Annotated in this window: 26 protein-coding genes; 11 read left to right on the forward strand and 15 right to left on the reverse strand. The window is 63.2% G+C overall.

Annotated elements, in window-relative coordinates; all coding sequences use genetic code 11:
• Positions 1 to 8: 8 nt before the first annotated feature.
• Positions 9 to 1,217 carry a tyrosine--tRNA ligase gene (gene tyrS, locus LPW29_RS11870; protein ID WP_238628184.1) on the reverse strand — a complete coding sequence of 403 codons (1,209 nt, stop codon included), beginning with the start codon at positions 1,215 to 1,217 and terminating at the stop codon, positions 9 to 11.
• Positions 1,218 to 1,366: 149 nt separating this feature from the next.
• On the opposite strand from tyrS, the gene LPW29_RS11875 reads away from it, so the two are divergent.
• A complete protein-coding gene (locus LPW29_RS11875; protein ID WP_238628185.1) occupies positions 1,367 to 2,491 on the forward strand; it encodes an anhydro-N-acetylmuramic acid kinase in 1,125 nt (374 codons plus the stop codon).
• On the opposite strand, the gene LPW29_RS11880 is transcribed toward LPW29_RS11875, so the two are convergent.
• The 5 genes from LPW29_RS11880 to argC form a co-directional block, all read right to left on the reverse strand.
• Complete coding sequence (locus LPW29_RS11880; protein ID WP_090254364.1) at positions 2,488 to 3,123, reverse strand: tetratricopeptide repeat protein; 636 nt, start codon at positions 3,121 to 3,123, stop codon at positions 2,488 to 2,490. The two genes, LPW29_RS11875 and LPW29_RS11880, sit on opposite strands and share 4 nt — an antisense overlap.
• A 9-nt stretch (positions 3,124 to 3,132) precedes the next feature.
• Positions 3,133 to 3,495: an iron-sulfur cluster insertion protein ErpA gene (gene erpA / locus LPW29_RS11885; protein WP_238628186.1), complete on the reverse strand. Its 363-nt coding sequence runs from the start codon at positions 3,493 to 3,495 to the stop codon at positions 3,133 to 3,135.
• A gap of 80 nt (positions 3,496 to 3,575) precedes the next feature.
• Positions 3,576 to 4,064 (reverse strand): bactofilin family protein, encoded by a 489-nt coding sequence (locus tag LPW29_RS11890; RefSeq protein ID WP_238628187.1) that lies wholly within the window; start codon positions 4,062 to 4,064, stop codon positions 3,576 to 3,578.
• Positions 4,065 to 4,772 (reverse strand): DUF6776 family protein, encoded by a 708-nt coding sequence (locus LPW29_RS11895; RefSeq protein ID WP_238628188.1) that lies wholly within the window; start codon positions 4,770 to 4,772, stop codon positions 4,065 to 4,067.
• A gap of 51 nt (positions 4,773 to 4,823) precedes the next feature.
• Positions 4,824 to 5,855 (reverse strand): N-acetyl-gamma-glutamyl-phosphate reductase, encoded by a 1,032-nt coding sequence (gene argC, locus LPW29_RS11900; RefSeq protein ID WP_238628204.1) that lies wholly within the window; start codon positions 5,853 to 5,855, stop codon positions 4,824 to 4,826.
• Between the two features lie 184 nt (positions 5,856 to 6,039).
• Between argC and LPW29_RS11905 the strand changes: the two genes are divergently transcribed.
• Positions 6,040 to 6,549, forward strand: a complete 510-nt coding sequence (locus LPW29_RS11905; protein ID WP_238628189.1) for a TlpA disulfide reductase family protein — start codon at positions 6,040 to 6,042, stop codon at positions 6,547 to 6,549.
• Between the two features lie 21 nt (positions 6,550 to 6,570).
• Here the strand turns inward: LPW29_RS11905 and ptsP are convergent, their stop codons facing one another.
• Together ptsP and LPW29_RS11915 are read right to left on the reverse strand one after the other, a co-directional pair.
• Positions 6,571 to 8,844 carry a phosphoenolpyruvate--protein phosphotransferase gene (gene ptsP / locus LPW29_RS11910; protein WP_238628190.1) on the reverse strand — a complete coding sequence of 758 codons (2,274 nt, stop codon included), beginning with the start codon at positions 8,842 to 8,844 and terminating at the stop codon, positions 6,571 to 6,573.
• Between the two features lie 42 nt (positions 8,845 to 8,886).
• A complete protein-coding gene (locus LPW29_RS11915; RefSeq protein WP_090254354.1) occupies positions 8,887 to 9,411 on the reverse strand; it encodes an RNA pyrophosphohydrolase in 525 nt (174 codons plus the stop codon).
• A 165-nt stretch (positions 9,412 to 9,576) separates the two neighbouring features.
• On the opposite strand from LPW29_RS11915, the gene LPW29_RS11920 reads away from it, so the two are divergent.
• Positions 9,577 to 10,242 carry an HAD family hydrolase gene (locus tag LPW29_RS11920; protein WP_238628191.1) on the forward strand — a complete coding sequence of 222 codons (666 nt, stop codon included), beginning with the start codon at positions 9,577 to 9,579 and terminating at the stop codon, positions 10,240 to 10,242.
• A gap of 138 nt (positions 10,243 to 10,380) precedes the next feature.
• Here LPW29_RS11920 and rd read toward each other — a convergent pair whose 3' ends face one another.
• Complete coding sequence (gene rd, locus LPW29_RS11925) at positions 10,381 to 10,545, reverse strand: rubredoxin (protein ID WP_238628192.1); 165 nt, start codon at positions 10,543 to 10,545, stop codon at positions 10,381 to 10,383.
• Positions 10,546 to 10,635: 90 nt separating this feature from the next.
• Between rd and thiD the strand changes: the two genes are divergently transcribed.
• From thiD to LPW29_RS11945, 4 genes are all read left to right on the forward strand, one after another.
• On the forward strand, positions 10,636 to 11,472 hold the full coding sequence (gene thiD, locus LPW29_RS11930; protein WP_238628193.1) for a bifunctional hydroxymethylpyrimidine kinase/phosphomethylpyrimidine kinase: 837 nt from the start codon (positions 10,636 to 10,638) through the stop codon (positions 11,470 to 11,472).
• A complete protein-coding gene (gene thiE / locus LPW29_RS11935; RefSeq protein ID WP_238628194.1) occupies positions 11,462 to 12,115 on the forward strand; it encodes a thiamine phosphate synthase in 654 nt (217 codons plus the stop codon). Before thiD ends, thiE begins: the two co-directional genes overlap by 11 nt.
• 136 nt (positions 12,116 to 12,251) lie before the next feature.
• A complete protein-coding gene (gene hemL / locus LPW29_RS11940) occupies positions 12,252 to 13,532 on the forward strand; it encodes a glutamate-1-semialdehyde 2,1-aminomutase (protein ID WP_238628195.1) in 1,281 nt (426 codons plus the stop codon).
• Positions 13,533 to 13,908: 376 nt separating this feature from the next.
• Entirely contained in the window at positions 13,909 to 14,703 is a 795-nt protein-coding gene (locus tag LPW29_RS11945; protein WP_238628196.1) for a sulfite exporter TauE/SafE family protein, read from the forward strand.
• Here the strand turns inward: LPW29_RS11945 and LPW29_RS11950 are convergent, their stop codons facing one another.
• The 5 genes from LPW29_RS11950 to LPW29_RS11970 all read right to left on the reverse strand — a co-directional run bounded on the left by LPW29_RS11950 (position 14,704) and on the right by LPW29_RS11970 (position 21,225).
• A complete protein-coding gene (locus tag LPW29_RS11950) occupies positions 14,704 to 15,084 on the reverse strand; it encodes a thioredoxin family protein (protein WP_238628197.1) in 381 nt (126 codons plus the stop codon).
• Between the two features lie 88 nt (positions 15,085 to 15,172).
• Positions 15,173 to 15,754, reverse strand: coding sequence for an LON peptidase substrate-binding domain-containing protein (locus LPW29_RS11955; protein WP_255705794.1), 582 nt, complete (start codon positions 15,752 to 15,754; stop codon positions 15,173 to 15,175).
• Complete coding sequence (locus LPW29_RS11960) at positions 15,754 to 16,407, reverse strand: flavin prenyltransferase UbiX (protein ID WP_238628198.1); 654 nt, start codon at positions 16,405 to 16,407, stop codon at positions 15,754 to 15,756. Before LPW29_RS11960 ends, LPW29_RS11955 begins: the two co-directional genes overlap by 1 nt.
• Positions 16,408 to 16,484: 77 nt before the next feature.
• A complete protein-coding gene (locus LPW29_RS11965) occupies positions 16,485 to 18,824 on the reverse strand; it encodes a putative bifunctional diguanylate cyclase/phosphodiesterase (RefSeq protein WP_238628199.1) in 2,340 nt (779 codons plus the stop codon).
• 16 nt (positions 18,825 to 18,840) lie between these two features.
• Positions 18,841 to 21,225, reverse strand: coding sequence for a putative bifunctional diguanylate cyclase/phosphodiesterase (locus LPW29_RS11970; RefSeq protein WP_238628200.1), 2,385 nt, complete (start codon positions 21,223 to 21,225; stop codon positions 18,841 to 18,843).
• Positions 21,226 to 21,563: 338 nt separating this feature from the next.
• Here LPW29_RS11970 and pufA point away from each other — a divergent pair, with 338 nt between their 5' ends.
• From pufA to LPW29_RS11990, 4 genes are all read left to right on the forward strand, one after another.
• Positions 21,564 to 21,767, forward strand: a complete 204-nt coding sequence (pufA, locus tag LPW29_RS11975) for a light-harvesting antenna LH1, alpha subunit (protein ID WP_090254328.1) — start codon at positions 21,564 to 21,566, stop codon at positions 21,765 to 21,767.
• Positions 21,768 to 21,785: 18 nt separating this feature from the next.
• The gene (gene pufB, locus LPW29_RS11980) at positions 21,786 to 21,926 is read left to right on the forward strand and encodes a light-harvesting antenna LH1, beta subunit (protein ID WP_063464715.1); all 141 of its coding nucleotides are present in this window, start codon (positions 21,786 to 21,788) and stop codon (positions 21,924 to 21,926) included.
• Between the two features lie 325 nt (positions 21,927 to 22,251).
• Complete coding sequence (hslO, locus tag LPW29_RS11985; RefSeq protein ID WP_238628201.1) at positions 22,252 to 23,109, forward strand: Hsp33 family molecular chaperone HslO; 858 nt, start codon at positions 22,252 to 22,254, stop codon at positions 23,107 to 23,109.
• Between the two features lie 45 nt (positions 23,110 to 23,154).
• On the forward strand, positions 23,155 to 23,730 hold the full coding sequence (locus LPW29_RS11990; protein WP_238628202.1) for a DUF192 domain-containing protein: 576 nt from the start codon (positions 23,155 to 23,157) through the stop codon (positions 23,728 to 23,730).
• Positions 23,731 to 23,733: 3 nt separating this feature from the next.
• On the opposite strand, the gene LPW29_RS11995 is transcribed toward LPW29_RS11990, so the two are convergent.
• A partial coding sequence (locus LPW29_RS11995; RefSeq protein ID WP_238628203.1) for a putative bifunctional diguanylate cyclase/phosphodiesterase occupies positions 23,734 to 25,284 on the reverse strand: 1,551 nt, incomplete at its 5' end.

Genomic DNA, 25,284 nt, shown 5'->3' on the forward strand with positions numbered 1-25,284 from the left:
GGCTCACCTCAACTCTCAACCTTTAGGGTAACGCGGGCAAAGCGCCGCTTGCCCACCTGGAATACCGCTGCGCAGCCAGGCGGAAGACGCAGGGCCGTATCCTCCAGGCGTTCGCCGTCCATGCGCACGGCGCCCTGGCGGATCATGCGCAGGGCGTCTGAGGTGCTGCCGACCAGACCGGCCTGCTTGAGCAGGTTGGCCACGGGAACCCCCTCGCTCGGGACCACCAGGGAAACCTCGGGGATGTCATCGGGCATGGCGCCCTTCTGGAAGCGCTGAATAAAGGCCTGCTTGGCCTGCTCGGCCGCAGCGCCCCCATGGAAGCGGGTCACCAGTTCCTCGCAAAGCAGGAACTTCACGTCCCGGGGATTGGTACCTGCCTCGATGTCACGACGAAAACCCTCCACCTCCGGCATCGGCCGGAAGGACAGCAACTCGAAATAGCGCCACATCAGATCATCGGAAATCGACATCAGCTTGCCGAACATCTCATTGGGGGGTTCCTGCACGCCCACATAGTTACCCAGAGATTTGGACATCTTCTGCACCCCGTCCAGCCCCTCGAGGATCGGCATGGTCATGACCACCTGAGGGGGCTGGCCCATCTGTTTCTGCAATTCGCGGCCCACCAGCAGATTGAACTTCTGATCCGTACCGCCCAATTCCACATCCGCCCCCAGATGGACCGAGTCGTACCCCTGTACCAAAGGATAGAGGAACTCATGAATCGCAATGGGCTGGCCGCTGGTGTAGCGCTTATGGAAATCATCCCGCTCCAGCATGCGAGCCACCGTATGTCGGGAAGCCAGCTGGATCATCTCAGCGGAGGTCATGCTCCCCATCCAGTGCGAGTTGAAGACGATACGGGTCCGCGCCGGATCCAGCACCTTGAAGATCTGATCCTCATAGGTGCGGGCGTTGGCTGCCACCTCATCCGGGGTCAGGGGCGGGCGGGTGGTGTTCTTGCCGCTGGGATCACCGATCATGCCGGTGAAATCACCAATCAGGAACAGGGTCTCGTGCCCCAGATCCTGAAACTGACGCAGTTTGTTCAGCAACACCGTATGACCCAGGTGAAGATCGGGTGCCGTGGGATCGAAGCCGGCCTTGACCCGGAGGGGGCGACCGGCCTTCAATCGCTCGGTCAGTTCGCTCTCCAGAAGCAATTCATGGCACCCTCGCTTGAGAGTCTCGATCTGCTCATCAACCTGCGTCATGTCCTTCCTCGTCTTTTAGGTGATACGGCCCTATAAAGATGGAGGCGGCGGGCCTCGGGCCGAGGTCGCCGGCATGATAACCAATGCCGAGGATGAGCACACCTTACCCGGATGCCGCCCCGAAACCACTCAGAACGGAGGGCCTTCACATGGCGGAATACTTCATCGGCCTGATCTCGGGCACCAGCATGGACGGCATCGATACCGCACTGGTGGCATTCGACGATACAGGCGCACATTGTGTGGCCACGCATGGGCAGCCGATCCCTCCCATGCTCACCAGTGGCCTGCGCCACCTGGCTGACCCGGAACACACCGCTTCCTTGGATGAACTGGGATCACTGGATGTGGCCCTGGGGGAAGTCATGGCCGAGGCGGTACTGACCCTGCTGGAAGACCAGCACCTGGACCCCAGCCACATCGTTGCCCTGGGCAGTCACGGCCAGACGGTACGTCACCGCCCGGGGGCCACCCCCCCCTTTTCTCTGCAGATCGGCTGCCCCCATCACCTGGCCGAACGCACGGGGCTCACTGTCGTGGCCGATTTCCGTCGGCGCGACATGGCAGCGGGAGGCGAAGGGGCTCCACTCGTGCCGGGATTTCATCGAGCCATGTTGCACTCGGATGCAGAGGATCGCGTGATCCTCAATCTGGGAGGCATTGCCAATATCACCATCTTACCCGCAGACCAGGGAACCCCGCTGCAGGGCTTCGATACCGGGCCGGCCAATGCCTTGATGGATGCCTGGATACGACACGAGAGGGGGCGCCCATGGGATTCAGGGGGTGCCTGGGCGGCCAGTGGGGAGTTGGATAACAGCCTGCTGGCATCCATGCTGGAGGATCCGTATTTCATTCAGCCTCCGCCGAAGAGCACCGGCACGGAATACTTCAATCTTCAATGGATTGAAAGACAATTGCAGGTGGCCAACCGACACATCCCGGCGCGGAACATGCAGCGCACCCTGGCAGAACTGACCGTGGCAAGCGCAAGTGATGCCATTTTGAAACACGCTCCCACCACCCAACGGGTGCTGGTCTGCGGCGGAGGCGCTCACAACCGGACGGTGATGGAGGGCCTGGGCCGTCGGCTGGTGAATGCGACCGTGGAATCCACCGAGGCGGTCGGGCTTTCGCCTGACTGGATCGAAGCCATGGCCTTCGCCTGGCTGGCGCGGGAAACCCTGGCCGGGCGCCCGGGCAATGTGCCCTCAGTCACTGGCGCCCGCAAGGCGGTCGTGCTGGGAAGCATTCACCCGGGCGGAGTGGGTTAAGGGGTCACTGGGGCAGGCTGGGCGTCGGCATCCACCCCCGGCGTCCATTCACGGGCCAGACGCCGCCCCTCCTCGATCTGCGCCGCCGTCATGCCCTTGGCGAACCGGTCGCGGTTTTCCCGGGCCAGCTCGTAACCCTGAGCCGCCGCCAATTCCGACCACATGTAGGCCAGTACCACATCCTGCGGTACCCCGTTGCCATTGGCATGCAGAACACCCAGATTGCACTGGGCGGAGGGGTTTTCCAGGTCGGCAGCCAGGCGATACCAATGGGCTGCCTGGGCAGGGTCCTCGTCCACACCACGGCCATGGAGATACATGAAGGCCAGATTGCACTGGGCATTGGTGCTGCCCTGATCCGCTGCCAGGCGGTACCAACGCACCGCCTGGGCGTCATCCTGCTCAACCCCCTGCCCCTTCACATACATCAGGGCCAGGTTGCTCTGAGCATGAACATCCCCCTGCTCGGCCGCCTTGAGATACCACGTCACCGCCTTGTCAACATCCTGGGGCACGCCGTACCCCTTGGCATACATGTAACCGATGTTGAACTGCCCCGTGCAATGACCGAAAACCGCCATGAGGCGATACCAGCCAAAACGCACCAAGGCCATCAGGCGACTCGGATCCATGCATTCACCTCAAACAGAGAAGGAGGAACCACACCCGCAGGTGGTGGTGGCGTTGGGATTGCGAATGACGAACTGGGCCCCTTCCAGGCTCTCGGTATAGTCAATCTCGGCACCCACCAGATACTGATAGCTCATGGGATCGATCAGCAGGGTGACACCGCCCTTCTCAACGGAGGTATCACCCTCGTTGACGTCCTCATCAAAGGTGAAGCCATACTGGAAGCCGGAGCAGCCACCGCCACTGACAAAGACACGCAACTTCAGGGAGGGGTTGTTTTCCTCGTCAATCAGAGCCTTCACCTTGGCGGCGGCAGAATCAGTGAAATTCAGCGGGCTGGGCATGGTGTCGTTGGTGGTTTCGGTTGCAGTCATGAATCTGCCTCTTTGGTCATCGCGGTTGATGTGCCCACTGCGGGCCTTTATCCTACGCTAGCATTCGCCCAGCGAAACGGTCAAGAATGGGCATTCCCGGAAGATGCCTCCGGCGCGGGTTTCTCTGCCTCACCTGACCGGGGTGTCTGCTGGGCGCCCTGGGACTGCCCGGGCACCTTCAAGTGCTCCAATCTCAGGGCCTCCTTGCTCTGGTGCAGAAGGCTGCCATTCACCTCGGCCCCCATGGCCATCTCAATGAGCGTGTAATACACGTTACCCGTGACCCGGGCACCGGAGGAGAGTTCCACGCGCGCACTGGCGTGTACATCCCCCTCCACCGAGCCACTGATGACCACCCGGGGCACCTTGACGTCGCCCTTGATGACCGCACCCTCATTGATCACCAGCAGCGCCTCCTCATCCTGATCGTCGGCACTGATATTGCCGTGGATGGTCCCCTCCAGATGCATGCCACCGGAAAAGCAAAGATCACCCTCGATGACACTATTGCGGCCCAGAATGGTGTCCACCCGGGCCACCTTCATCTTCTTCTTGCGTCGAGACAGCATTCAAGAGTCTCCTTCGTTGAGCAGCGATGACCAGGCCTCACGCTGTTGCACCCACCGGGACTGTGCGCCCTCCGGTTCGGCGCTGACCACCAGGGCTTCAGGGATGACGTCGCCGGGTAGCTGCAGGCGACCACGGATCACCTGAAAATACCGGAACGAAAACGATTGGCCATCCACCTCTCCGGGAACCAGATCACCATATTCCAACTGCACCGACTCACCGTCTCGGCGCCCCTCCAGCCAGAGGGTCACCCGGCCCTCAATGGATTGATTGCCCTGGACCTGCGTCAGGACCAACTGGTAACTGTATACACCCGGCACATCCGCCGGGGTCAACTGCACCTTCTGAATGTGCAGGCCGCGATCAAGATTGTCAGGAGAAACGATATTGCGGTAGAAATCCAGTTCTTCCGTCAACTCATGAATGTGCTGCTCCAGCCCCTGGATGTCCAACCGCACACGATTGGCCACCTCCCGCTCCACAGTCAATTCGCGCCGCAGCAGGGTATTGTCCTGGCGCAGTTGGCGATTCTCGCGGTCCAGCGTAAGCACTCGTTCACGCAGATCGCGCAACTCTCTCATGGCGCTGCCGTAATCGTCACCCCCACGGATGTAGCCCAGGTGATACAACTGCCACCCCGCCCCCAGCACCAGCAACACCAACAACAATCTGACCACCGCGCGCAGCCAGGGATTGCGATATTCCACATGATATCCAGTGGAAAGATCCGGCAATCTCCTTCGCCAGCGCGCCATGAATCAGGGCAATACAGCGATGGCCTCGAGCCCGCGGGTCTCGGGGAGGCCAAACATCAGATTCATGTTCTGGATAGCCTGCCCTGAAGCCCCCTTCACGAGATTGTCGATTGCCGAAATCACCACGGCGGTGTCAGCATCGCCGGGTCGGTGCACTGCCAATCGACAAAAATTGGTGCCGCGCACGCTGCGCGTCTCCGGCAAGCCCCCGGCGGGCAGCACGTCCACACAGGGTTCATCCCGGTAACGCTGCTCATAGACCGCTTGCAGGTCCACCTTGGTATGGGCCAGCGGCGCATAGAGGGTGGCCAGGATGCCGCGGATCATGGGCACCAGATGTGGCACGAAGGTGAGTTGAGGCACCCCGCGCGCGGCCAGGCTCAAGGTCTGCAGAATCTCGGGGAGGTGGCGATGCCCCGCCACCGCGTAGGCCTTGAAGTTCTCCGAGGCCTCACACAGTAACGACCCCACCTGGGCCTTGCGACCGGCGCCGCTGACGCCGGACTTGGCATCGGCCACCAGACGCAGCGGATCCACCAGTTGCTGCTCCAGCAGCGGCAGGAACCCCAGGGTGACGGCCGTGGGATAACAACCCGGCACGGCCACCAGACGCGCCTCGGGGATATGAGCCCGGTTCAACTCCGGCAGACCGTAAACCGCTTCCCCCAGAAGTTCGGGGGCCCCATGGGGCTGGTTGTACCAATGCGCCCAGACCTCGGCATCCTTCAGGCGAAAGTCAGCCGAAAGATCAATGACCCGCGTACCCCGCTCAAGCAACTCCGCCGCCATGGTATGCGCCACTCCGTGTGGCGTGGCGAAAAACACCGTGTCGCACTCGGCCAGGGCGGCAGGATCAGGCTCCTGGAAGACCAGGTCGCACTGGCCGCGCAGATTGGGGAACAGGGCGTCGAGTCGCTCGCCGGCATTGCCCCGGGAGGTCACCACCGCCGGTTCCGCGTCGGGGTGCGCCAGCAACAAACGCAAAAGCTCCACCCCGGTATAGCCGGTCGCACCGACAATGCCCACCCTGATCACCATTTCACCTCCACTCACCAACAATTCATCAGACAGCGGATCCTGGCGATCCACTCACAGTCCAACATCATAACAAAACCGGCAAGCCGCACGGGGTGGCGAGCCGAACAACATGGCGAAACGCCGGCCCCGCCGCTTATCATGTCGGGCCGTGTCATTCATCTCCCAGAGGAACCGCAACACCGTGAAGAAAAGAGACCTGCTGATCGGCATCTTCGTCCTGGCCCTGGCCGGCGGGCTGGCAGCCCTGTGGCTGGCACCCGAAGGGGGGCGCCCCGCCCCGCAGGTGGAAATGGAAACCCTGGACGGTTCCACCCTGCACCTGGCGGATCTCACCGGGCAGCCGGTGCTGCTCACCTTCTGGGCCACCACCTGTCCGGCTTGTGTTGAGGAGATTCCGCACCTCAATCAACTCAAGGCAGAGTATGGGGAACGCGGTCTGGAAATCATCGGCGTGGCCATGCACTACGACCCGCCGGAACAAGTGGCGGAGATGGTGCGCCGGCGGGACGTGGGCTACACCATCGCCCTGGATCGGGATGACCAGGTGGCCTCGGCGTTTGGCAATGTGGAACTCACACCCACCACCTTCCTGATCTCTCCCCGGGGCCGAATCACCTATCAGAAGATGGGCGATCTGGACTGGGAGCGGGTGGAAGGCCAGCTGGATGCCTGGTTGCCGGCCCAGGGATAACCCGGCGCCCGCAGGCCGTGCTCAGGCCTTGCCCGCCCGCACCAGCCCCCCCAACCCGGCCTGCACCAGGGCATTGTCCAGCAACGCCCGGATGGCCGCCGGCTCCTCCATTTTGATGCACTGCCGCAGCAACTCCCGGGAACGCTCCCGGGAGAAGCTGCGGATCACCCACTTAACCCGCGCCAGGGCCGCCACATTGACGCTCAGGGCATCGATCTCCATCCCCAGCAACAGGATCACCGAGGCCGGATCCGCCGCCATCTCTCCACAGACACTGATGGTCTTGCCCGCCCGATGCGCGCCCTGAGCCGCCTGATCCAGGGCATGGAGCACCGCCGGGTGCAGGCCGTTGTACAGATCTGCCACGCGGGGATTATTGCGATCCACCGCCAGCAGATACTGCACCAGATCATTGGTCCCCACGGAGAGGAAATCCACCCGCCGCGCCAGGGCCTCGGAGAGGTAGACGGCCGACGGCACCTCCACCATCACTCCCACCTTGGGCACAGGGATCACGTAATGCTCGTCCAGCAATTCGTCCCGGGCGCGCTGCAGCAACTGCATGGCCCCCTTGAGTTCGCCCAGGGAACTGATCATGGGAAACAGGATGTGAAGGTTGCTCAGGCCCTGGCTGGCACGCAGCATGGCGCGCAACTGGGTCAGGAAGATTTCCGGATGATCCAGAGTGATGCGGATTCCACGCCAGCCCAGGAAGGGGTTGTCCTCCGTCACCGGAAAGTAGGGCAAGGCCTTGTCGCCGCCCACGTCCAGCGTGCGCAGGGTCACGGGGCGGGGGTTGAATGACTTGAGAATCTCCCGGTAGATCTGAGTCTGTTCGTCCTCGCCAGGGAACCGCTCGCGGATCATGAAGGGCACTTCCGTGCGGTACAGACCAATCCCGTCCGCCCCGGACTGAATGGAGGGCGCGATATCCGCCAACAGACCACTGTTGGCATACACCGGCACCTCCACACCATCCTGGGTGATGGCCGGCTCCTGGGCCAGATCCCGCAGACCCTCGGCCAGCTCCTTTTCCTCGTCCTGAAGGTGCTTGAACTCCTCCAGCAGCTCGGCCGTGGGCTGAATATAGAGGTTGCCCCGGTAACCATCCACGACGATCTGCCGGCCTTCCAGACGCCCCACGGGCAGGTCCGACACACCCATCACGGCCGGGATGCCCATGGCGCGGGCCAGGATGGCCACGTGGGAGGAACCCGTGCCCCGCGACGACACCACCGCCGCCAGTCGATCCGGGGGGACTTCCGCCAACTGGGTGGCGGTCACGTCCTCGCCGAGCAGGATGGTATGTTCCGGGAACTCTTCGGGCTCACGCACATGGGATTGCAGACGCATGAGGATGCGCCGCCCGATATCACGTACATCCGAGGCTCGCTCGCGCAGGTAGGGGTCGTCCATATCCTCAAAGTTGCGCGTGCTCTCGCGCACCGTATCCCGCAGGGCAGCCGGGGCCCAACTGCCGCCACGGATACGGTCCACCGTGCCATTCACCAGACTGTCGCTACCCAGCATCATCACGTAGGCATCGAACAGCAGGCGCTCCTCCATGGGCAGCACGTCCTCCATGCGGTCCTTGATCTCGATGAGCTCATCCTGAACCTCCTTGACCGCCTGACGGAACGCTGCTTCCTCGTGCTCGATGGAATCCGCATCCCGATCGGGCACGGACTCCAGATCCGCCAGGGCATAGGCCACCACCCCCTGCCCCACCGCCACGCCCGCGGCTCCGGGGATACCGGCGATCTGCAGGTTATCCTGCTGGATTTCCTCGCGGCGCTTGCCCACCTCACCAATCAGTTCCGCATGACTGATGGCACCGGCCAGTTGAGCGGCCAGGGTGATGAGGAAGGCCACGTGCTCGTCGTCGAATCGACGCCGCTCCCGCTGCTGCGCCACCAGCACTCCCAACAGGCGCCGGTTGTGAATGATGGGCACCCCCAGGAAGGCGTGATAACGCTCCTCGCCGGTTTCGGGAAAGTATTTGAAGCGCGGATGATCCGGGGCATTTTCCAGATTGACCGGTTCGGCCCGTTCGGCCACCAGCCCCACCAGACCCTCGCCGGAGTTCATCACCACCGTACCCACGGAGTCAGGATTCAAGCCCTCCGAGGCCATCAGCAACAGGCGCTGACCATCGGCCTCCGGCGCGCGCAGGTAAACGGAACAGACATCGATGGTCAGTTCCTGCTTGACCCGGCGAACGATGATCTCCAGCGCTTCAGCCAGGTTACTGGCGGCGCCGACCTCCAGGACGATCCGTCTGAGTACATGCAGCATGCGCGGGGCCAGGGGTGATGAGCCGCTCGTGCGGCCTGTGGATCAAAGCCGGCGGGGACGATAATGCCGCTCGGCGGGACAGGAGGGGACATCCTCCTGGAACAGTAATGGCGCCAACTCCTTGAGCGCCCGACGATAGACATGGCGCTTGAAGAACACCACCTCGCGCATGGGATACCAATAATCCACCCAGCGCCAGGAGTCGAACTCCGGCTGAGGGGCCGCATCCAGGCGCACGCAACTGTCTTCCCCCACCAGCCGGAGCAGGAACCATACCTGCTTCTGGCCAATGCACACCGGGTTGGAACGACGCCGGATCAAGTGCTTGGGCAACCGATAACGCAGCCAGTGACGGGTGCAACCGACAAGCTCCACATGACAGGCTTCCAGCCCTGTCTCCTCGGTCAGCTCACGGTACATGGCCTCGGTGGGCGTCTCATCCCGGCGAATCCCCCCTTGCGGAAACTGCCAGGACTGCTGGCCGATGCGCTTGGCCCAGAACAGGCGCCCATCCCGATTGCACAGGATGATGCCCACGTTCGGCCTATAGCCATCACAATCAATCACTTACGCAGCCACCTGAAAGCCGTTCGTTGCCCTGCATTTTTCCATAAGCGGGACGGATCGGCAAATGACATACCACTCCGGCGGATAAACCGCGGCGCGTGGCCGTCGGGCACCCGGATCAGTTACCATCATGCACCCTTTCCCCATCATCTCAAGGAGCCCCCTGTGAGCCTTGCCCTGTTCGACCTGGACAACACCCTGCTGGCAGGAGACAGCGACCACGAATGGGGACAGTTCCTGGTGGATCTGGGCATCGTGGACAGGAGCGAATACGAGGCCCTCAATCATCGGTTCTACGAGCAATACAAGGCCGGCACACTGGATATCCGGGAATTCTGTCGTTTTTCCTTCGCCCCCCTGGCGGCCCACCCACTGGATCAGCTGCACGGGTGGCGTGAGCAATTCATGCGCGAGCGCATCGAGCCCATGATTGCCCCGGGTGCCCGACGTCTGCTGATGCAACACCGGGAGGCCGGCGATGCCCTGGTGATCATCACCGCCACCAACCGGTTTGTCACCGAACCCATCGCCCACCTACTGGGCGTGGAGCACCTGCTGGCGACCGAGCCCCAATTCGAGGCTGGCCGCTACACCGGCGAACTGCAGGGCGTGCCCTGTTTCCAGGGGGGCAAGGTCACCCGACTGGAACACTGGCTGGACACCCAACCCGACCTGGCAATGGATGGCAGCTGGTTCTACAGCGACTCCCACAACGACCTGCCGTTGCTGGAACGAGTGGAATACCCGGTGGCCGTGGACCCCGACGAGACCCTGGCGGAAACCGCCCGGGACCGGGGCTGGAAACAGATCTCACTGCGCGAAACTACCTGACTCACCTCACACCTGCCCCCCGGTACCCCGTGGGAGCGGCCCTCGACCGCGAAGGCTTTTTCAAACTGTGGCCACTCAAGCATACGAACCTCGGTGGGGCCAGCTTCGCGGGCGAGGGCTGCTTCCATCCTCACCGCATCAGGAAGCCATTTCCTCGAAATCGGACTTGGCGGCACCGCATTCCGGGCAAACCCAGTCTTCGGGCAGATCCGCCCAGGCGGTACCGGGCGGGATACCATCATCCGGCAGGCCCTCGGCCTCGTCGTAGATGAACCCACAGATCACGCATTGATATTTTTTCATCGCTGACATTCCTCCGATGACGGCCGACCTGCACTGAGGTGGCATGGCCAAGTGGTACACTGTGATCAAATCAAGTTGGGGGAGCTTAGCATGATCGATCAGCCATCGGTTCCCGTCGTCATGACACTGGCGGGCAACGATCCCACCGGCGGCGCAGGCATCCAGGCGGACATCGAATCCATCATCAGCATGGGCTGTCACCCTGCACCCGTGATCACCGCCATCACGGTGCAGGACACCACCGACGTGATGGGTTTCGCCCCCCTGGACCCGGAGCTCATCATCCAGCAGGCACGGGCCGTGCTGGAGGACATGCCGGTGGCCGCCATCAAGGTCGGCCTGCTGGGCTCCATCGAGGCTGTGCAGGCAGTGCATACCCTGCTGGGTGATTATCCAGACCTCCCAGTGGTGCTGGACCCGGTGCTGGCCTCCGGCAGCGGCACCGCGTTGGCCGACGAAGAGACTCTCGACGGCATACTGACCCTGCTGGCCCCGTTCACCACCCTCATGACACCCAACAGCCTCGAGGCCCGCGCCCTGACTGTGGGCTCGGACACCCTGGACGCCTGCGCCATGTCGCTGCTGGACCAGGGCACGGAATACGTTCTCATCACCGGCACGCACGAGAAGACCGGCAAGGTGCACAACACCCTGTATGGGAATCACCGCCGCCTGGATACCTTCACCGTGGATCGACTGGAGGGCGATTTCCATGGCTCGGGCTGCACCCTGTCCTCGGCCATTGCCGCCCTACTGGCCCAAGGGACGGTTCCCAGTGCGGCGGTGCATGAGGGCTTGAACTACACCTGGAACACCCTGCGCCACGCCCATCGCCTGGGCATGGGGCAGAAGATCCCCAATCGACTGTTCTGGGCTGGAGAGAGCGTCGAAGGCCTCAGTGGCGACGAAACCCACCATGCCGACTGACGCCAACATGCCCCACCCAGGCCTCACGGGCCTGTACGTCATCACTCCCGACAACCTGGGGGCGCAACTTGAACCCAAGGTGGATCAGGCGCTGGCCGGTGGCGCCCGTCTGGTCCAATACCGGGACAAGACCACGGATCACCCGCGCCGCCTGGCGGAAGCCCGGGCACTGATGGCACTGTGCCAGAAGCACGGCGCACTGCTCATCATCAACGACGATGTGGAGCTGGCCCGGGCCTGCGGCGCCCATGGCGTTCACGTGGGCCTGGAGGACAGCCCCCTGCAACAGGCCCGAGAGCGCCTGGGAGCCCATGCCATCATCGGCGTCTCCTGCTATAACCGGCTGAACCTGGCCCGGGAGGCTCAGGCACAAGGCGCTGACTACGTGGCCTTCGGCTCGGTGTTCCCCTCCTCCACCAAGCCCCGGGCCGTCCACGCGCCGCTGTCGCTGCTCACCCGGGCCCGATCCGAACTGGCTCTCCCTTTAGCGGCCATCGGTGGCATCACCGCCGGGAATGCCGGCCAGGTCTTCCAGGCCGGGGCCCACATGGCGGCGGTGATCCAGGGGGTGTGGGAGGCCCCCGACGTGCGGGCCCGCGCGGCGCAGATCGCCGCCACGGCGGGAACGGCAGGTTGCACCTGATCCGACCATCGAACCCGACGCCGGGGGCAGAAGGCTTGACCCCGGTTTTGCAGGGGCATCCATATCGAGTATCTTGTCCCCCCTCAAGGTTTTGCCCAGTCACTTTCACGAAGCCCAACAAGCGAAAGATCACCCCATGACAAAATCCCACGATCTCTTCCAGGCAGCCCAACAGCACATTCCCGGTGGCGTCAACTCGCCGGTCCGCGCCTTCAAGGGCGTTGGCGGTGACCCCGTCTTCTTCGAGCGTGCCCAGGGCGCGTACATGTATGACGCCGATGGCAATCGCTACATTGACTACGTCGGTTCCTGGGGGCCGATGATCGTCGGCCACGCCCATCCGGAAGTGATCGCCGCCGTACGCGAAGCAGCCCTCAACGGACTGTCCTTCGGTGCCCCCACCGCTATCGAGACGGAAATGGCCGACCGGGTCTGCGAACTGGTGCCCTCCATGGACATGGTGCGCATGACCAGCTCGGGTTCCGAAGCCACCATGAGCGCCATCCGTCTGGCGCGCGGCTTCACGGGGCGCGACAAGATCCTCAAGTTCGAGGGCTGCTATCACGGTCACGGCGACTCACTTCTGGTGAAGGCTGGCTCCGGAGCCCTCACCCTGGGCGTGCCCAACTCCCCCGGCGTGCCCGCCTCCCTGGCGGAACACACCCTCACGGTGAGCTTCAACGACATCGAACAGGTGCGGGAGATCTTCTCCCAGTACGGCAACGAGATCGCCTGCATCATCGTGGAGCCGGTGGCTGGCAACATGAATTGCGTTCCCCCGGCCCCCGGCTTCCTGGAAGGTCTGCGCAGTGTCTGTGACGACCACGGTGCGTTGCTGATCTTCGACGAGGTCATGACCGGCTTCCGTGTGGCCCTGGGCTGCGCCCAGGCCCTTTACAACGTCAAGCCGGACCTGACCACCCTGGGCAAGGTCATCGGTGGCGGCATGCCAGTGGGTGCCGTGGGCGGTCGTCGGCAGGTGATGGAGTTCATGTCGCCGCTGGGCCCCGTGTATCAGGCGGGCACGCTCTCCGGCAATCCCATCGCCATGACAGCCGGTCTGAAGACCCTGGAGATCCTCTCCACCCCGGGCTTCCACGACGACCTGAGCGCCAAGACCGAAACCCTGGTCAACGGCATCCTGGGCGAGGCGAAGAAGGCCGGCATCCCCATGACCGCCAACCACGTGGGTGGCATGTTCGGCCTGTTCTTCACCGACCAACCGCAGGTGGCCAACTTCCAGGAAGTGGGCCGTTGCGACACGGAACGTTTCGGCAAGTTCTTCCACGCCATGCTGGACAAGGGCGTCTACCTGGCCCCCTCCGCCTTCGAGGCTGGCTTCCTTTCCGCGGCCCACAGTGCCGAAGACCTGGAAGAAACCATCCGCAAGGCCGGCGAGGTCCTGCGGAGCCTGTGAGTCCGGGCTGATAACCGCCCCCAGAGGTGTTACCCATTAGCATCGGGACGCCTCTGGGGGATGCAACCCCTGAGGGAGCAGCAGCCCCCTGTGGGAGCGGCCCTTGGCCGCGAATGGCTGGCTCGGCATCTGCCCCCTTCGTTCAGGTATCGGGGTGGGCCTTGCCGGGGCCGTGTATCCGTCCGCGGGACGCCGTGAATACATCCCTGTAGGCTTGATCGCCGCATCCATGCGGCGAACACCCGCTCCCGGAGACACGGCCCCGGCAAGGCCCGGATGGCACTGGGGCTTCGGGATGTCATTCGCGGCCAAGGGCCGCTCCCACGGTCGGGCTGCAGTGTGGTCCTGACCCTCATTCGGTCGAGAGTTTCATGATATGTGGGATCTTTTCGCCTACCTGGCGCTAGGCGCCTTCACCGGTGTGGTGGCCGGCCTGCTGGGGGTGGGCGGTGGCCTGATCATCGTGCCCGTGCTGGTCTGGCTGTTCACGCGGCAACAGGTGGATCACGGCATCATCACCCACCTGGCCATCGGCACCTCCCTGGCCACCATCATCCCCACCGCCATCGCTTCCACCCTGGCGCATCACCGCCATGGCGCCGTGCAATGGCAAGTGATCCGGCAAATGGCACCCGGCGTGATGCTGGGCGCCCTGGTCGGGGCCACCCTGGCAGAACTCATGAGTGCTGGCTTGCTGCGTCAGGTCTTCGGGGTGTTCGAGATCCTGATGGGACTCTATCTGCTCATGAGCCTGCCACCAAGGCCGGGCCGCCAGTTGCCCAGGCCCTCGATCCTCAGCATCGGCGGCGGGATGATCGGTGGCATCTCGGCCCTATTGGGTATTGGCGGCGGCACCCTCATGGTGCCCTTCATGGTGTGGTTCAACATGCACCTGCGGCAGGCCATCGCCACCGCGGCGGCCACCGGTCTGCCCATCGCCCTGGCTGGCACCGCCGGCTTCATGATCCACGGCTGGGGTCACGCTGCCCTGCCCGCCCTCAGCAGTGGTTACGTGCACTGGCCGGCCTTTGCCGGCATCGCCGTGGCGGCCTTCTTTACCGCCCGCATCGGCGCCTGGCTCACCCACCACCTGCCGGTGAAACTCGTGCGGCGGGTGTTCGCCTTGTTGCTGATAGGGCTCGGCGTGAGGATGATCTGGGCCGGGGGCTGATCAGCCCTGCCCTTCACCCGGCGCCGGTCCGGTCTCCAGCTTGCTGCGCACCTCGTCCATGTCCAGGACGGCCACCTTCTCCAACACCTCATTGAGCTGACTGGCCGAGAGCATGCCCGGCTGGTTGAAGACGATGATCTGTTCGCGAAAGATCATCAGGGTGGGAATGGAACGGATTTGGAACAGGGCTGCCAGCTGCTGCTCCTCTTCGGTGTTCACCTTGCCGAACACCACATCGGGGAACTGCTCGGAGGCCTCCTCGAAGATGGGGGCAAAGGCCCGGCATGGGGCACACCAGGGGGCCCAGAAATCCAGGATCAGCGTGCCGCTGTCACGGATCGCAGCCTCCAGGCGGTCCTGGGTAATATCAATGACGGCCATGTTCAGGCCTCCTGAGTCGGTATCGAGCCGGGCACGATGCAGGCCCTGAGGCCCGTTGTCAACGTAAAGCCCATACCAACCCGAAGGCTCAGGGCTGCAGTTGCACCCCCATCATGGCATCACGCAGCCGGAACAGGCGGGCCAGGTGATCATCCATCTCCAGCATGGCCTGCTTTTCCTTCAGATCCAGAGGCATCAACTCCGCCAGACGGGCGCCCACCCAGCCGGCTTGATCATAATGGCCATGCAGCAACCCATAAGGCGGCGGCAACTGTTCCACCAGGCGCTGGAGCAGGCTCGACAGGGGCAGGAATTCCTCCGGCAACCCGACTTCGGGTGGCCACTCCACGGCTTCCACCTCCCCCATGAGCAGGCGGTCCTTGCGGGCCCAGGTGGTCTCCACCCGGAAGCGGGTTTCTCCCATGACCGTGATCCCCAGCAAGCCATCGGCGCGACGGTCCCAGTCAACAATACGCCCCCAGGTCCCCATTGCATGTACCTGAGCCGTATCGACCACCTCTGGCCCTTCGCGAATCAGGCAGATACCGAAGGGGCTCTCGGTACGCATGCAGTGGCGCACCATGTCGATGTACCGAGTCTCGAAGATCCGCAGCGGTAACACCCCACCCGGGAAGAGCACCGTATTGAGCGGAAACAACGGTAATTCCATCACGCCATCCCCTCGGCCTCGCGGCCCGTATCATGGTCGGGATCCTGCCCCCAGCGGCGGATCAGCGCATTGGGCACCCCCAGATGGTCCAGCACCCGGGAAACAACGAAATCCACCAGGTCATCCACACTCTGAGGCCGATGGTAAAAGGCAGGATTGGCCGGCAGGATCACAGCCCCCATGCGACTCAGACGCAACATGTGTTCCAGGTGGATCTCGGAGAAAGGGGTCTCACGCACGACCAGCACCAGACGGCGACGCTCCTTCAGGGCCACGTCCGCGGCACGTTCGATCAGGGAGCGACTGGCGCCTCCTGACACCGCCGCCAGGGTGGCGGTGGTGCAGGGGCAGACCACCATGGCATCGGGCGGAGAGGAGCCACTGGCCACCGGCGCGGTCCACTGTTCCCGCTCAAAGACCTTCAACTGCCCCGAAGCGGCCCCGAAACGTTCAGACAGGAAGCGCTCCATGTCCCGGGGCCTGCCGGGCACTGACAGATCCGTTTCCATGCTCAGCACCACCTGAGCAGGCCGGGATACCATCAGGTAGACCCGCACACCTGCCTCCAGCAGACACTGCAACAGACGCAGCCCATATTGAGCACCGGATGCGCCGGTCATGGCCAGGGCCACGGTCCGGGGAGTATCAGCCACAAAGGACTCCTTAACAGACTAGAGAATGTCGGCCACCCACGAGGGCGGTGGGCTCTACCGGGCATCATACTCAGTCTTCAGGAACGGGTCACATACTCATGGGCCAGCAGAGACTCACACTGGTCCGCTGGCATGGGGCGGGCGAAGAGATACCCCTGGGCCTGGCCACACCCCCGCGCCCTGAGCCAGTCCGCCTGAGCCTCGGTTTCCACGCCCTCGGCCACACAGTCCAGGGAGAGGCTTTCAGCCAGGGCCAACACTGCGTTGGCGATCATTTCAGCCTCGTCACTGGATTCCAGGTCCTTTACGAACCGGGCATCCAGCTTCAGGGCATGCACGGGGAAACGCCGCAGGTAGGCCAGGGACGAGTAGCCCGTACCGAAATCGTCCACCGACAGGCGCACGCCCAATGCCCGCAGGTGTTCGAGGATGTCGGCAGCGGCATCCATGTCCTCCATCAGTCCGGTCTCGGTGAGTTCCAGCTCCAGGGCCTCAGCCGGCAACCCGGCCTCGCTCAAGGCCCACTGCACCCGGGCCATCAGGTCGGCCTGATACAACTGCACGGTGGACAGATTCACTGCCACGGTCAGATCCGGCCAGCCGGCGTCCCGCCATCGCCGGGCCTGGCGGCAGGCCTCGCGCAGCACCAGGTCGCCGATGGCAATGATGCTGCCACTGGCTTCGGCTCGCGGTATGAACTGCCCGGGTGGCACCCAGCCCCGACTGGGATGCTGCCAGCGCAGCAAGGCCTCGAAACTGACGATACGACCGGACTCCAGCGCCACCTTGGGCTGATAGTGCAGCTCGAACTGCCCCTGTACCAGGGCCTGATCCAGATCCTGATCCAGTTCCACCGCCTCGGTATGACGTGCCAGCAACCCGGGCTCGAACAGGCACATGCGCTGACCCAGGGTGGCCTTGGCATGCGCCACCGCAAACCCTGCATGGGCCAGTAGCTGCGAGGCATGATCCGGATAGGCAGGACAGGAAACAACCCCCAGATGGGCAGCCACCTCAATGCGACGCTCACCCACCTGAAAAGGCTCATCCAGGGTGGAGAGCAGGTCACACCCAAACCCCTTGATATCCGACAGACGGGAATCCTTGAATACCACCAGGGCGAACTGGTCACCGTAAACCCGCGCTGTGAGGACCTCCGGCCCGGCCAGCTCGGAAAGACGCTGCGCAACCCGTTTGAGCACATGGTCCGCCACCGCATCGCCCCAGATGCGATTCAGTTCGGCAAAGCCAGCCAGGTCCATCAGATAGAGACAAAGTGGCAACTGATGGGCACGGGCCTTTGCCAATCGCGCCTCCAGTTGCTCATGGAAGTGGGCGCGGTTGGGCAGGCCCGTCAAGGGATCATGACGTACCATATAGGCAGTTTGCTCCATGGCCTCCTGATGCTGACGATAGCGTTGCACCAGATCCCTGGCCACCAGCAGGGACAGACCGATGGTCACCGCCATGAGCAGCAAGGTGAGGAATGTCCACAGGGCGAGCCGCTGGCGGCTCTCTTCCCTGGCCATCCGGGCGGTCTCCATGATCTGCTCCGACAGGCGTAGCTCCATATCCCGAAGGGCATCCACGCGGGCACTGGTGATGCGGAACCATTCCACGGCATCAAGGTGTTGAGGCCGACTCGCGGCGCCGTGGTTGATGATGGCAGCACGCGCTTCCATCAGGGCCCGGTGATCCGCCCGGGATTCCAGTTCCAGCAGGGTGTTGCCATATGCCACTGGCGCCAGGGCCAGAAAGTGGCTGCGCTGCTGATCCTGAATGGCCAGATTGCTCGAATAGCGGTAGAAGACATTGCGATCATGCCGGGCCGAATCAAGCCAGGCACTGCCCAGGGCTCGCTCCAGACCGGCGTGCTCCTTAAGCAGAAGCAAGGGACGGTAGGCATGAATCAACGCAGGCATCTCCGCTGTGCTCTGACGGTGAGGCATGTGAGAGGCGACCAGGATCAGGTGCCGAATCACATTACTGTAGGGTGGCAGAACCTGCAGGGGTTCCAGACGATGACCATCCACCCGCCGACGATGGGTCTCCAATGCATCCAGTTCGTGGCCGAGGGTCCGCGCCAGGTCCGCGATGGGGCTCGACCCGGTCGGGGCCACCCGGCTCATCTGTTCGCGAAAGCGTTCCATGGCCTGGTCGGTCTCGCTCCGGGCAGTCTGGAGGAGGGTCAGAAACCCATCATCAAAACCGCTGAGATAGCCAGCGGAACTCCCACGCTCAGCCTGCAGGGCATGGATCAGCACATTGGCTTCCCGCGCCAGCGAGGCCGTGGCCAGGATGTGCTCCATGTGCCTGGCGTCATCCTGCCGCCCCCCCAGGGCCAACACGGCCATCAAGAGGAATGCAACAACGGGAATCGCGATGGCCAGGCTGATACGTAGCCCCAGCCCTTCCATGTTTCCTCCAACCTGATCAGACACCGCGCACCCCGCGTCCTGCGCGCCGGGACGCCTCCTCTCCCAGCCAGAGAACAAACGCATCCGGAGGCATGGCCGGGGCATACAGGTATCCCTGGCCCAGTTGGCAACCACGCGTCCTCAGCCAGACGGCCTGGGCCTCGGTTTCCACGCCCTCTGCCACGGAGCGCAAGGACAGACTCCTGGCCAGTCTCAGCACCGCCGTGGCAATCATGCGTGCCTCGTCACTGGATTCCAGGTCGCTGACAAAACGTTTATCCAGCTTTAACCCCTGCAGGGGGAAGCGACGCAGATAGGCCAACGACGAATAGCCGGTACCAAAGTCATCCACGGAGAGGCTGATGCCCAGGCCCCTCAGACGCTGCAACACCTCGGTGGCGGCGTCCATGTCTTCCATCAGGCCCGTCTCGGTCAATTCCAGCTCCAGGGCTTCGGGAGGCAGGCCCGACTCGGCCAGGATCTGGCGTACCCGTTCCACGATATCGGCCTGATAGAGTTGCAAGGTGGCCAGGTTGACACCCACGGTCAGGTCCGGGGCAAGGTGCTGACGCCACGCCTGGGCCTGCTGACAGGCCTCCCGCAGGACATAATCACCGATCTCGATGATGGTGCCGTTGGCCTCGGCCCGGGGGATGAACTCATCCGGCGGCACCATGCCACGCTGAGGATGATCCCAACGCAACAGGGCCTCCAGGCTAACGACGCGACCCGTTTCCAGATCAAGTTTAGGCTGGTAATGCACCTGAAACTCATGCTGCTCCAGGGCCTTTTCCAGGTCTCGATCCATCTCCACCAGGGCCGCATGCTGCTCCAGCATCTTCGATTCGAAGCGGCGATACCGCCGGCGTGGACTGGACTTGGCATATTCCACCGCAAAACCGGCATTGGACAACAGTTCCGAGGCATGCCGTGTAAAGGGCGGGCAGGTCACCCATCCGATGTTGCCCCGCAGTTCGATCCGTCGCCTTCCCACCTGAAAGGGTTCATCAAGGCAGGCCAGCAGGCGCGGCAACCATGCCTCCCCGTCCCCATCAAGGGGCACCTTCGTTTCGGGCCCCGCGGGACCGACTACCACACTGAATTGGTCACCGTAGATGCGCGCCAGCAGGGCATCAGGATGCAGTGCTTCGCGCATGCGTTCGGTGACCTGCACCAGCACCTGGTCTGCCACGGACTCACCCCAGATGCGGTTGATCTCCGAAAACCCTTCCAGATCCATCAGATAAAGGGCCAAAGAGTGCCCCCCAGGGCGCGCGGTCTCCAGCCACGCCTCCAGCAACTCGTTGAAATAACTTCGGTTGGGCAACCCGGTGAGGGTATCGTGACGCGTCAGATAGGCCATTCGCTCCAGGGCTTGAAGCCGCTCACGGTGGCGCTTGATCAGCCCCCGGGCTATCGTCACCGAGAGCACCACGGTGAGCAGCAGCAGGACCAGGGCGATCCCCAGCAGGAACATGAACTCCCGATGGACCTCCTGCTCCGCCCGTTCGGCAGCAACGCCGACCTCAGCGGCCAGATCCCGTTCCATCTGCCGCAGTTGTTCGACACGCTCGCGGGTGATCCCATACCAGCGCATCATGTTCAGGTGTTCCGGCGTCCCGGCCGATCCGTGGTTGATGATGGCCGCGCGGGTGGCCAGCAACTCCTGATGGGCCGGCTGTGACTCCAGCGCCAACAGGGCATCCCGATGGTCCGGCGGCGCCAGCGACATGAACTGCTGACGCTGTAGCTCCTGAATGGCCACACTACTCAGGAAGCCATGGAACACGCGCCGATCGGGAGGGGATGCCCCCAGCCAGGCATTCCCCAGGGCACGCTCACGAGCCGCATGCTCCTTGAGCAGCAACAAGGGTCGATAGGCGCTGAACAGTGCCGATAAATGCGCATCGGCAGGTGTCTGCGGGGGGTGTGAGACCATCAGGATGAGCCGTTGGATCAGACGGTCATAGTCCGGCAGCACCTCCAGAGGGTGCAATGCCTGCCGATTCACCAACTCGCGGACATGCATCAAACTGCGCAAATCCTCGTCCACCCGATCCAGCAGGGTGTGTGGCGGAAGAACGCCTCCGTCGGCCCCTGCCAGTTGCTGCCACCGCTCCCGGAAGGGCTCGATCAACTCATCCGTGGCATCGCGGGCCTCCTCCAGGATGTACCAGAACTCATTATCCAGGCCGCTGAGGTAACCCACTGAACCGGCCCGTTCATCCTGCAGGGCATGTACCAGTGCCTTGCCCTCGGTGGCCAGTGCGGCCATCTCCCCGGTCGCAGCCATTTCACGGCCCAGACGCTCGCGCTCCCCCAGGGCGATACCCGCCATAATGAGGAAGGCCACAACCGGAATGGCGATGGCCATGGTGATGCGAAGCCCCAGCCTGTCCATAAGCCCTCCTCTTTCAGATTCCGGAGCATGGCACCCGATGCCGGGTTTGGGCGTCAGCCATGGAGCTTACACCAGATAAGCCGCCGAAAACTCCCCCGACATCGGCGCCACGTCTGGCCATGGCAGCCACCCATCCCCGGCGCTGGGACATGAGGGCCGGGGATATCCGGGCCCTGCCCACTGTTCATGACCTGGCTCAACACTTTTGACGGTTCCCACGCCTCACCGAGGCAACGGGCGTCCAGCCGCCTTGACATCCCATCGTGTCAACGTAGACTCACACCCGGACTACACGCAGGGTTTTTAGCCCTGCCTTCAACCTGAAGAGGATGATATCCATGAGCGAATACAGACCGAGCAAGCCCAGCAACCCCCGCGACGACTGGAAGCTGTGGCTGGTGGTCAACCCCGGCACCTGGCTGATGCCCATCCTGATGGCTGTTCTGGTGGTGGCCCTGGCCGTTCACGCCTTTGTGTATGCCAACGACGACTACAACCCGCTGCGCGGCGAAGTTGTTGAAGCCACCGAAGACAACGCCTGAGCAACGAGGAGTTAGACCATGAATGAAAACAGCATCTCCGGCCTGAGCGAAGAGCAAGCCAAGGAATTCCACGAGCAGTTCAAGACCACCTTCACCGTGTTCATGGTGCTGGCTGCTGCTGCCCACTTCCTGGTGTTCCTGTGGAGACCCTTCTACTGAGGTCTTCGCAGCATCGGAAGTCGCGGTGCGGGTAGAGGCCGCGCTGACAAACCCCTCACACGCCGGATAGTGACTTTGCAGAGGCCTATCCGACGCGGTTTGTCAGCCGCCTCTACCGTTCTGGAAATCCTTCCCTCCTGATATTTTTTGATTAACGCACCGACACCCGCTTCATGATGGCGGCCAGGTCGTTATAATCCTGGGCTGACACAGACCAAGCCCATGCCTTCATGTCCTACCTCAATCCCGCCCCCACCAGCCGCCTCCGCGGCATCGGAACACGTGAGATCCTGAAACGCCCCCATGGGTATCGGGCGGTATCGGCATGAGCCTGGATCAACTACAGCGCTTCCTGCTCGAGGATCTGGACATCCGCGGCGCCGTGGTGCGCCTGGGGCCGGTATGGCAACAGGTCATGGCCGACCGGGACTACCCCTTTCCAGCCACCGAATTGCTGGGCGAGATGTGCGCCACCGCGCTACTGATCTCCGAGTCGCTCAAGCAACCCGGAAGGATCACCTTTCAACTCAAGGGGGACGGCCCCATCTCCCTGTTGGTGGTGGACTGCGACGAGCGCCTGAATCTGCGGGCCATGGCCCAGACGGAGCCCCGCATCGAGCCGGCCCCTGCCCCGCAGCTCCTGGGTGATGGTCAGTTGCTCCTCTCCCTGGACATGCCCACCATGCGCCAGCCCTGGCAGAGTGTGGTGCCCATGCAGGGGAAACGCATCGCCAACATGTTCGAGCACTACCTGGGGCTGTCGGATCAACTGCCCTCCCGACTCTTCCTGGCCGCCACCAGGACCGGCGTCGCCGGCCTGCTGCTGCAAAAGCTGCCCGAGGCCGACGCCCGGGATCCGGACGGCTGGAACCGTGTCGAGCAACTGGCCTCGACCGTCACCCCGCAGGAACAGATTGAACTCCCGGCACAGAACCTGCTCGCCCGCCTCTTCCCGGAAGAGAAGGTGCGTGTCTTCGAGCCCCGCCGGGTCATCCACGACGCGCCGGAGGACTGGGCCAAGGTACGCAATATGCTGCGCTCCCTGGGGCGCGAGCAGGTGGAATCCGTCTTGAGCGAACAGGGCGAGATGGTCATCCGTGACGACCTGGCCAACCGGGAATACCGACTGGACGCCGCCGCTGTAGCGACCCTCTTCGATGAATCGCCGCCGACACTGCACTAGTCCGACCGGGGCTGTGGATGCCACCCCTCAAGGGAAGATCGACTGATGCCAGCGAGGCTCTCCAGCCTGTCCCGAAGACTGCTGTGGACAAGCCTCGTCGGTGCATTGCTGCTGACAGCCTGCCTTCCCCTGCTCCGTGACTCGCCCCCTGCCGATGACGCTGCGCACCGACTCCTGCCGCTGACCGTTGGCGGACACACGCTCATGGTGGAAATGGCTACGGATCCGGCCAGTCGCCGTCAGGGCCTGATGTTCCGCGAGCACCTGCCCGACGACCAGGGAATGCTTTTTGTATGGCCCCAGGACGCCCATTACAGCATGTGGATGAAAAACACCCTCATCCCCCTGGACGTGGCGTTCATCAGCGCCGATCATCGCATCACAGACATCATGACCATGCAGCCGGAAACCACCGATGCGCACACCGCCTCTGAGCCGGTGCGCTTCGCCCTGGAGGTGAATGCAGGCTGGTTCGAACGCCACGGAATCGAACCGAAGGACAAGGTCGGCGGGGAAGCGTTCACGCCAGCAGAACCGCCCCTGCCGCACACACCCCAAGGGCAAGACACCGGGCACGAGGCGTTGCCGTACCAGCTACAACCAGGCCTGGTGCCTGGGTAGGAATCAGATCATCTCGCCCAGGATCTGACCGATGGGCTGGGGTTTGCCAAACAGGTATCCCTGGGCATAGTCGCATCCGGCGGCACACAACAGTTGGTGCTGCTCTTCGGTTTCCACGCCCTCTGCCACCACCTTCAATCCGAGTCCATGGGCCATGTTGATGATGCTGTGAACGATGGTGCGATCCGCCATGTCGTGGGTCATGTTGTTCACGAAACTCCGGTCGATCTTGAGCAGGTCGAAGGGGTAGCGCTGCAGGTAAGGTATGCCGGTCCTGCTGATGCCGAACTGGCTCAGGGCGATCTTCAGGCCGCTGGCATGCACTTCGTGCATCCAGTCGCGCACCCGACCCGTCTCGTCTTCAAGCAGTAGTTCGGTGACCTCGATGATGACGGACTCAGGGGATATCCTCGACAGCGACAGTTGGTGTTTCCAGGTCTCTACCGACACCCCCTCGTCACCATCAGGGGACGATTCGTTGATGGTGATCTTGAGCGGCAATTCCTGCTTGCCCAGCTGATCGTTCAGCCGCTCCAGGGCGTTCAGGGACTGCTGGAAGACCCATTCATCGATCTGCCCCATCAGGCCGGCGGATTCCGCCAAAGCCAGGAACTGATCCGGGTTGAGCCGTCCCCGCCGAGGGTGTTCCCAGCGCAGCAGGGCTTCGAACATGACCACCTGGCGGGTATCCAATGACAGGATGGGCTGGAAGCACAGGCTGAACTGGCCGCGCTCAACGGCGTCGGGCAGTTCTCTGGCCAGTGCTTCACGTTCCTGCAGCGTGAAGTCCAGATCCGGCGAAAACTGCTTGATCTGCTGCCCACCGGCCTGCTTGGCCGCGTACATGGCTTGATCGGCACATTTCATGAGGGCAGCAGGATCCGTGGCATCGCCGGGACAGAAGGCCGTGCCGATACTGGCGGACAGCACGACCTGAGTGTCCGCCACCTCGAAGGGCTGGTCCAGGGCATTGAGGATCTTTGCACTCACCTCGTCCACGCCCGAGCCATCACTCTCCACCCCGCCCATGATGACCGTAAACTCATCCCCACTGAGCCGCGCCGCGGTATCACTGGTGCGCACGCAACGACTGATGCGATGGGCCGCCTCCTTGAGGACGGCATCTCCGGCATCGTGCCCCAATCGGTCGTTGATCTCCTTGAACTTGTCCAGATCGATGAACAGCAGGGCCAGGAGTCGACCCCGTCGCTGGGCCTGGCGGATACCGTGGCGCAGTCGATCCAGGAAGAGCAGGCGGTTGGGCAGTTCGGTGAGCGGATCATAATTGGCCTGACGCCAGATGACCTCTTCAGCCCGGCGCTGTTCGGTGATGTCCCTGAACACGCTGATGTAGCGCATCGGCTGGCCCTTGTCGTCCCGCAGCAGGTGCATGGAGACCCAGGCCATGTAATGCTCCCCTGACCGGCGGCGGTGCAGGATCTCCCCCTGCCAGTGACCGGTGGCGTGGAGGCTGCGCCGCAGGTGTTCTTCAAAATCCGGGGGCTCCCGGTGGGCACGGATCAGCTCGACACTCTGATCCAGCACCTCATTGGC

Origin of the sequence: Ectothiorhodospira sp. 9100 (genome assembly GCF_022227565.1) — a bacterium.
Taxonomy (GTDB): domain Bacteria; phylum Pseudomonadota; class Gammaproteobacteria; order Ectothiorhodospirales; family Ectothiorhodospiraceae; genus Ectothiorhodospira; species Ectothiorhodospira marina.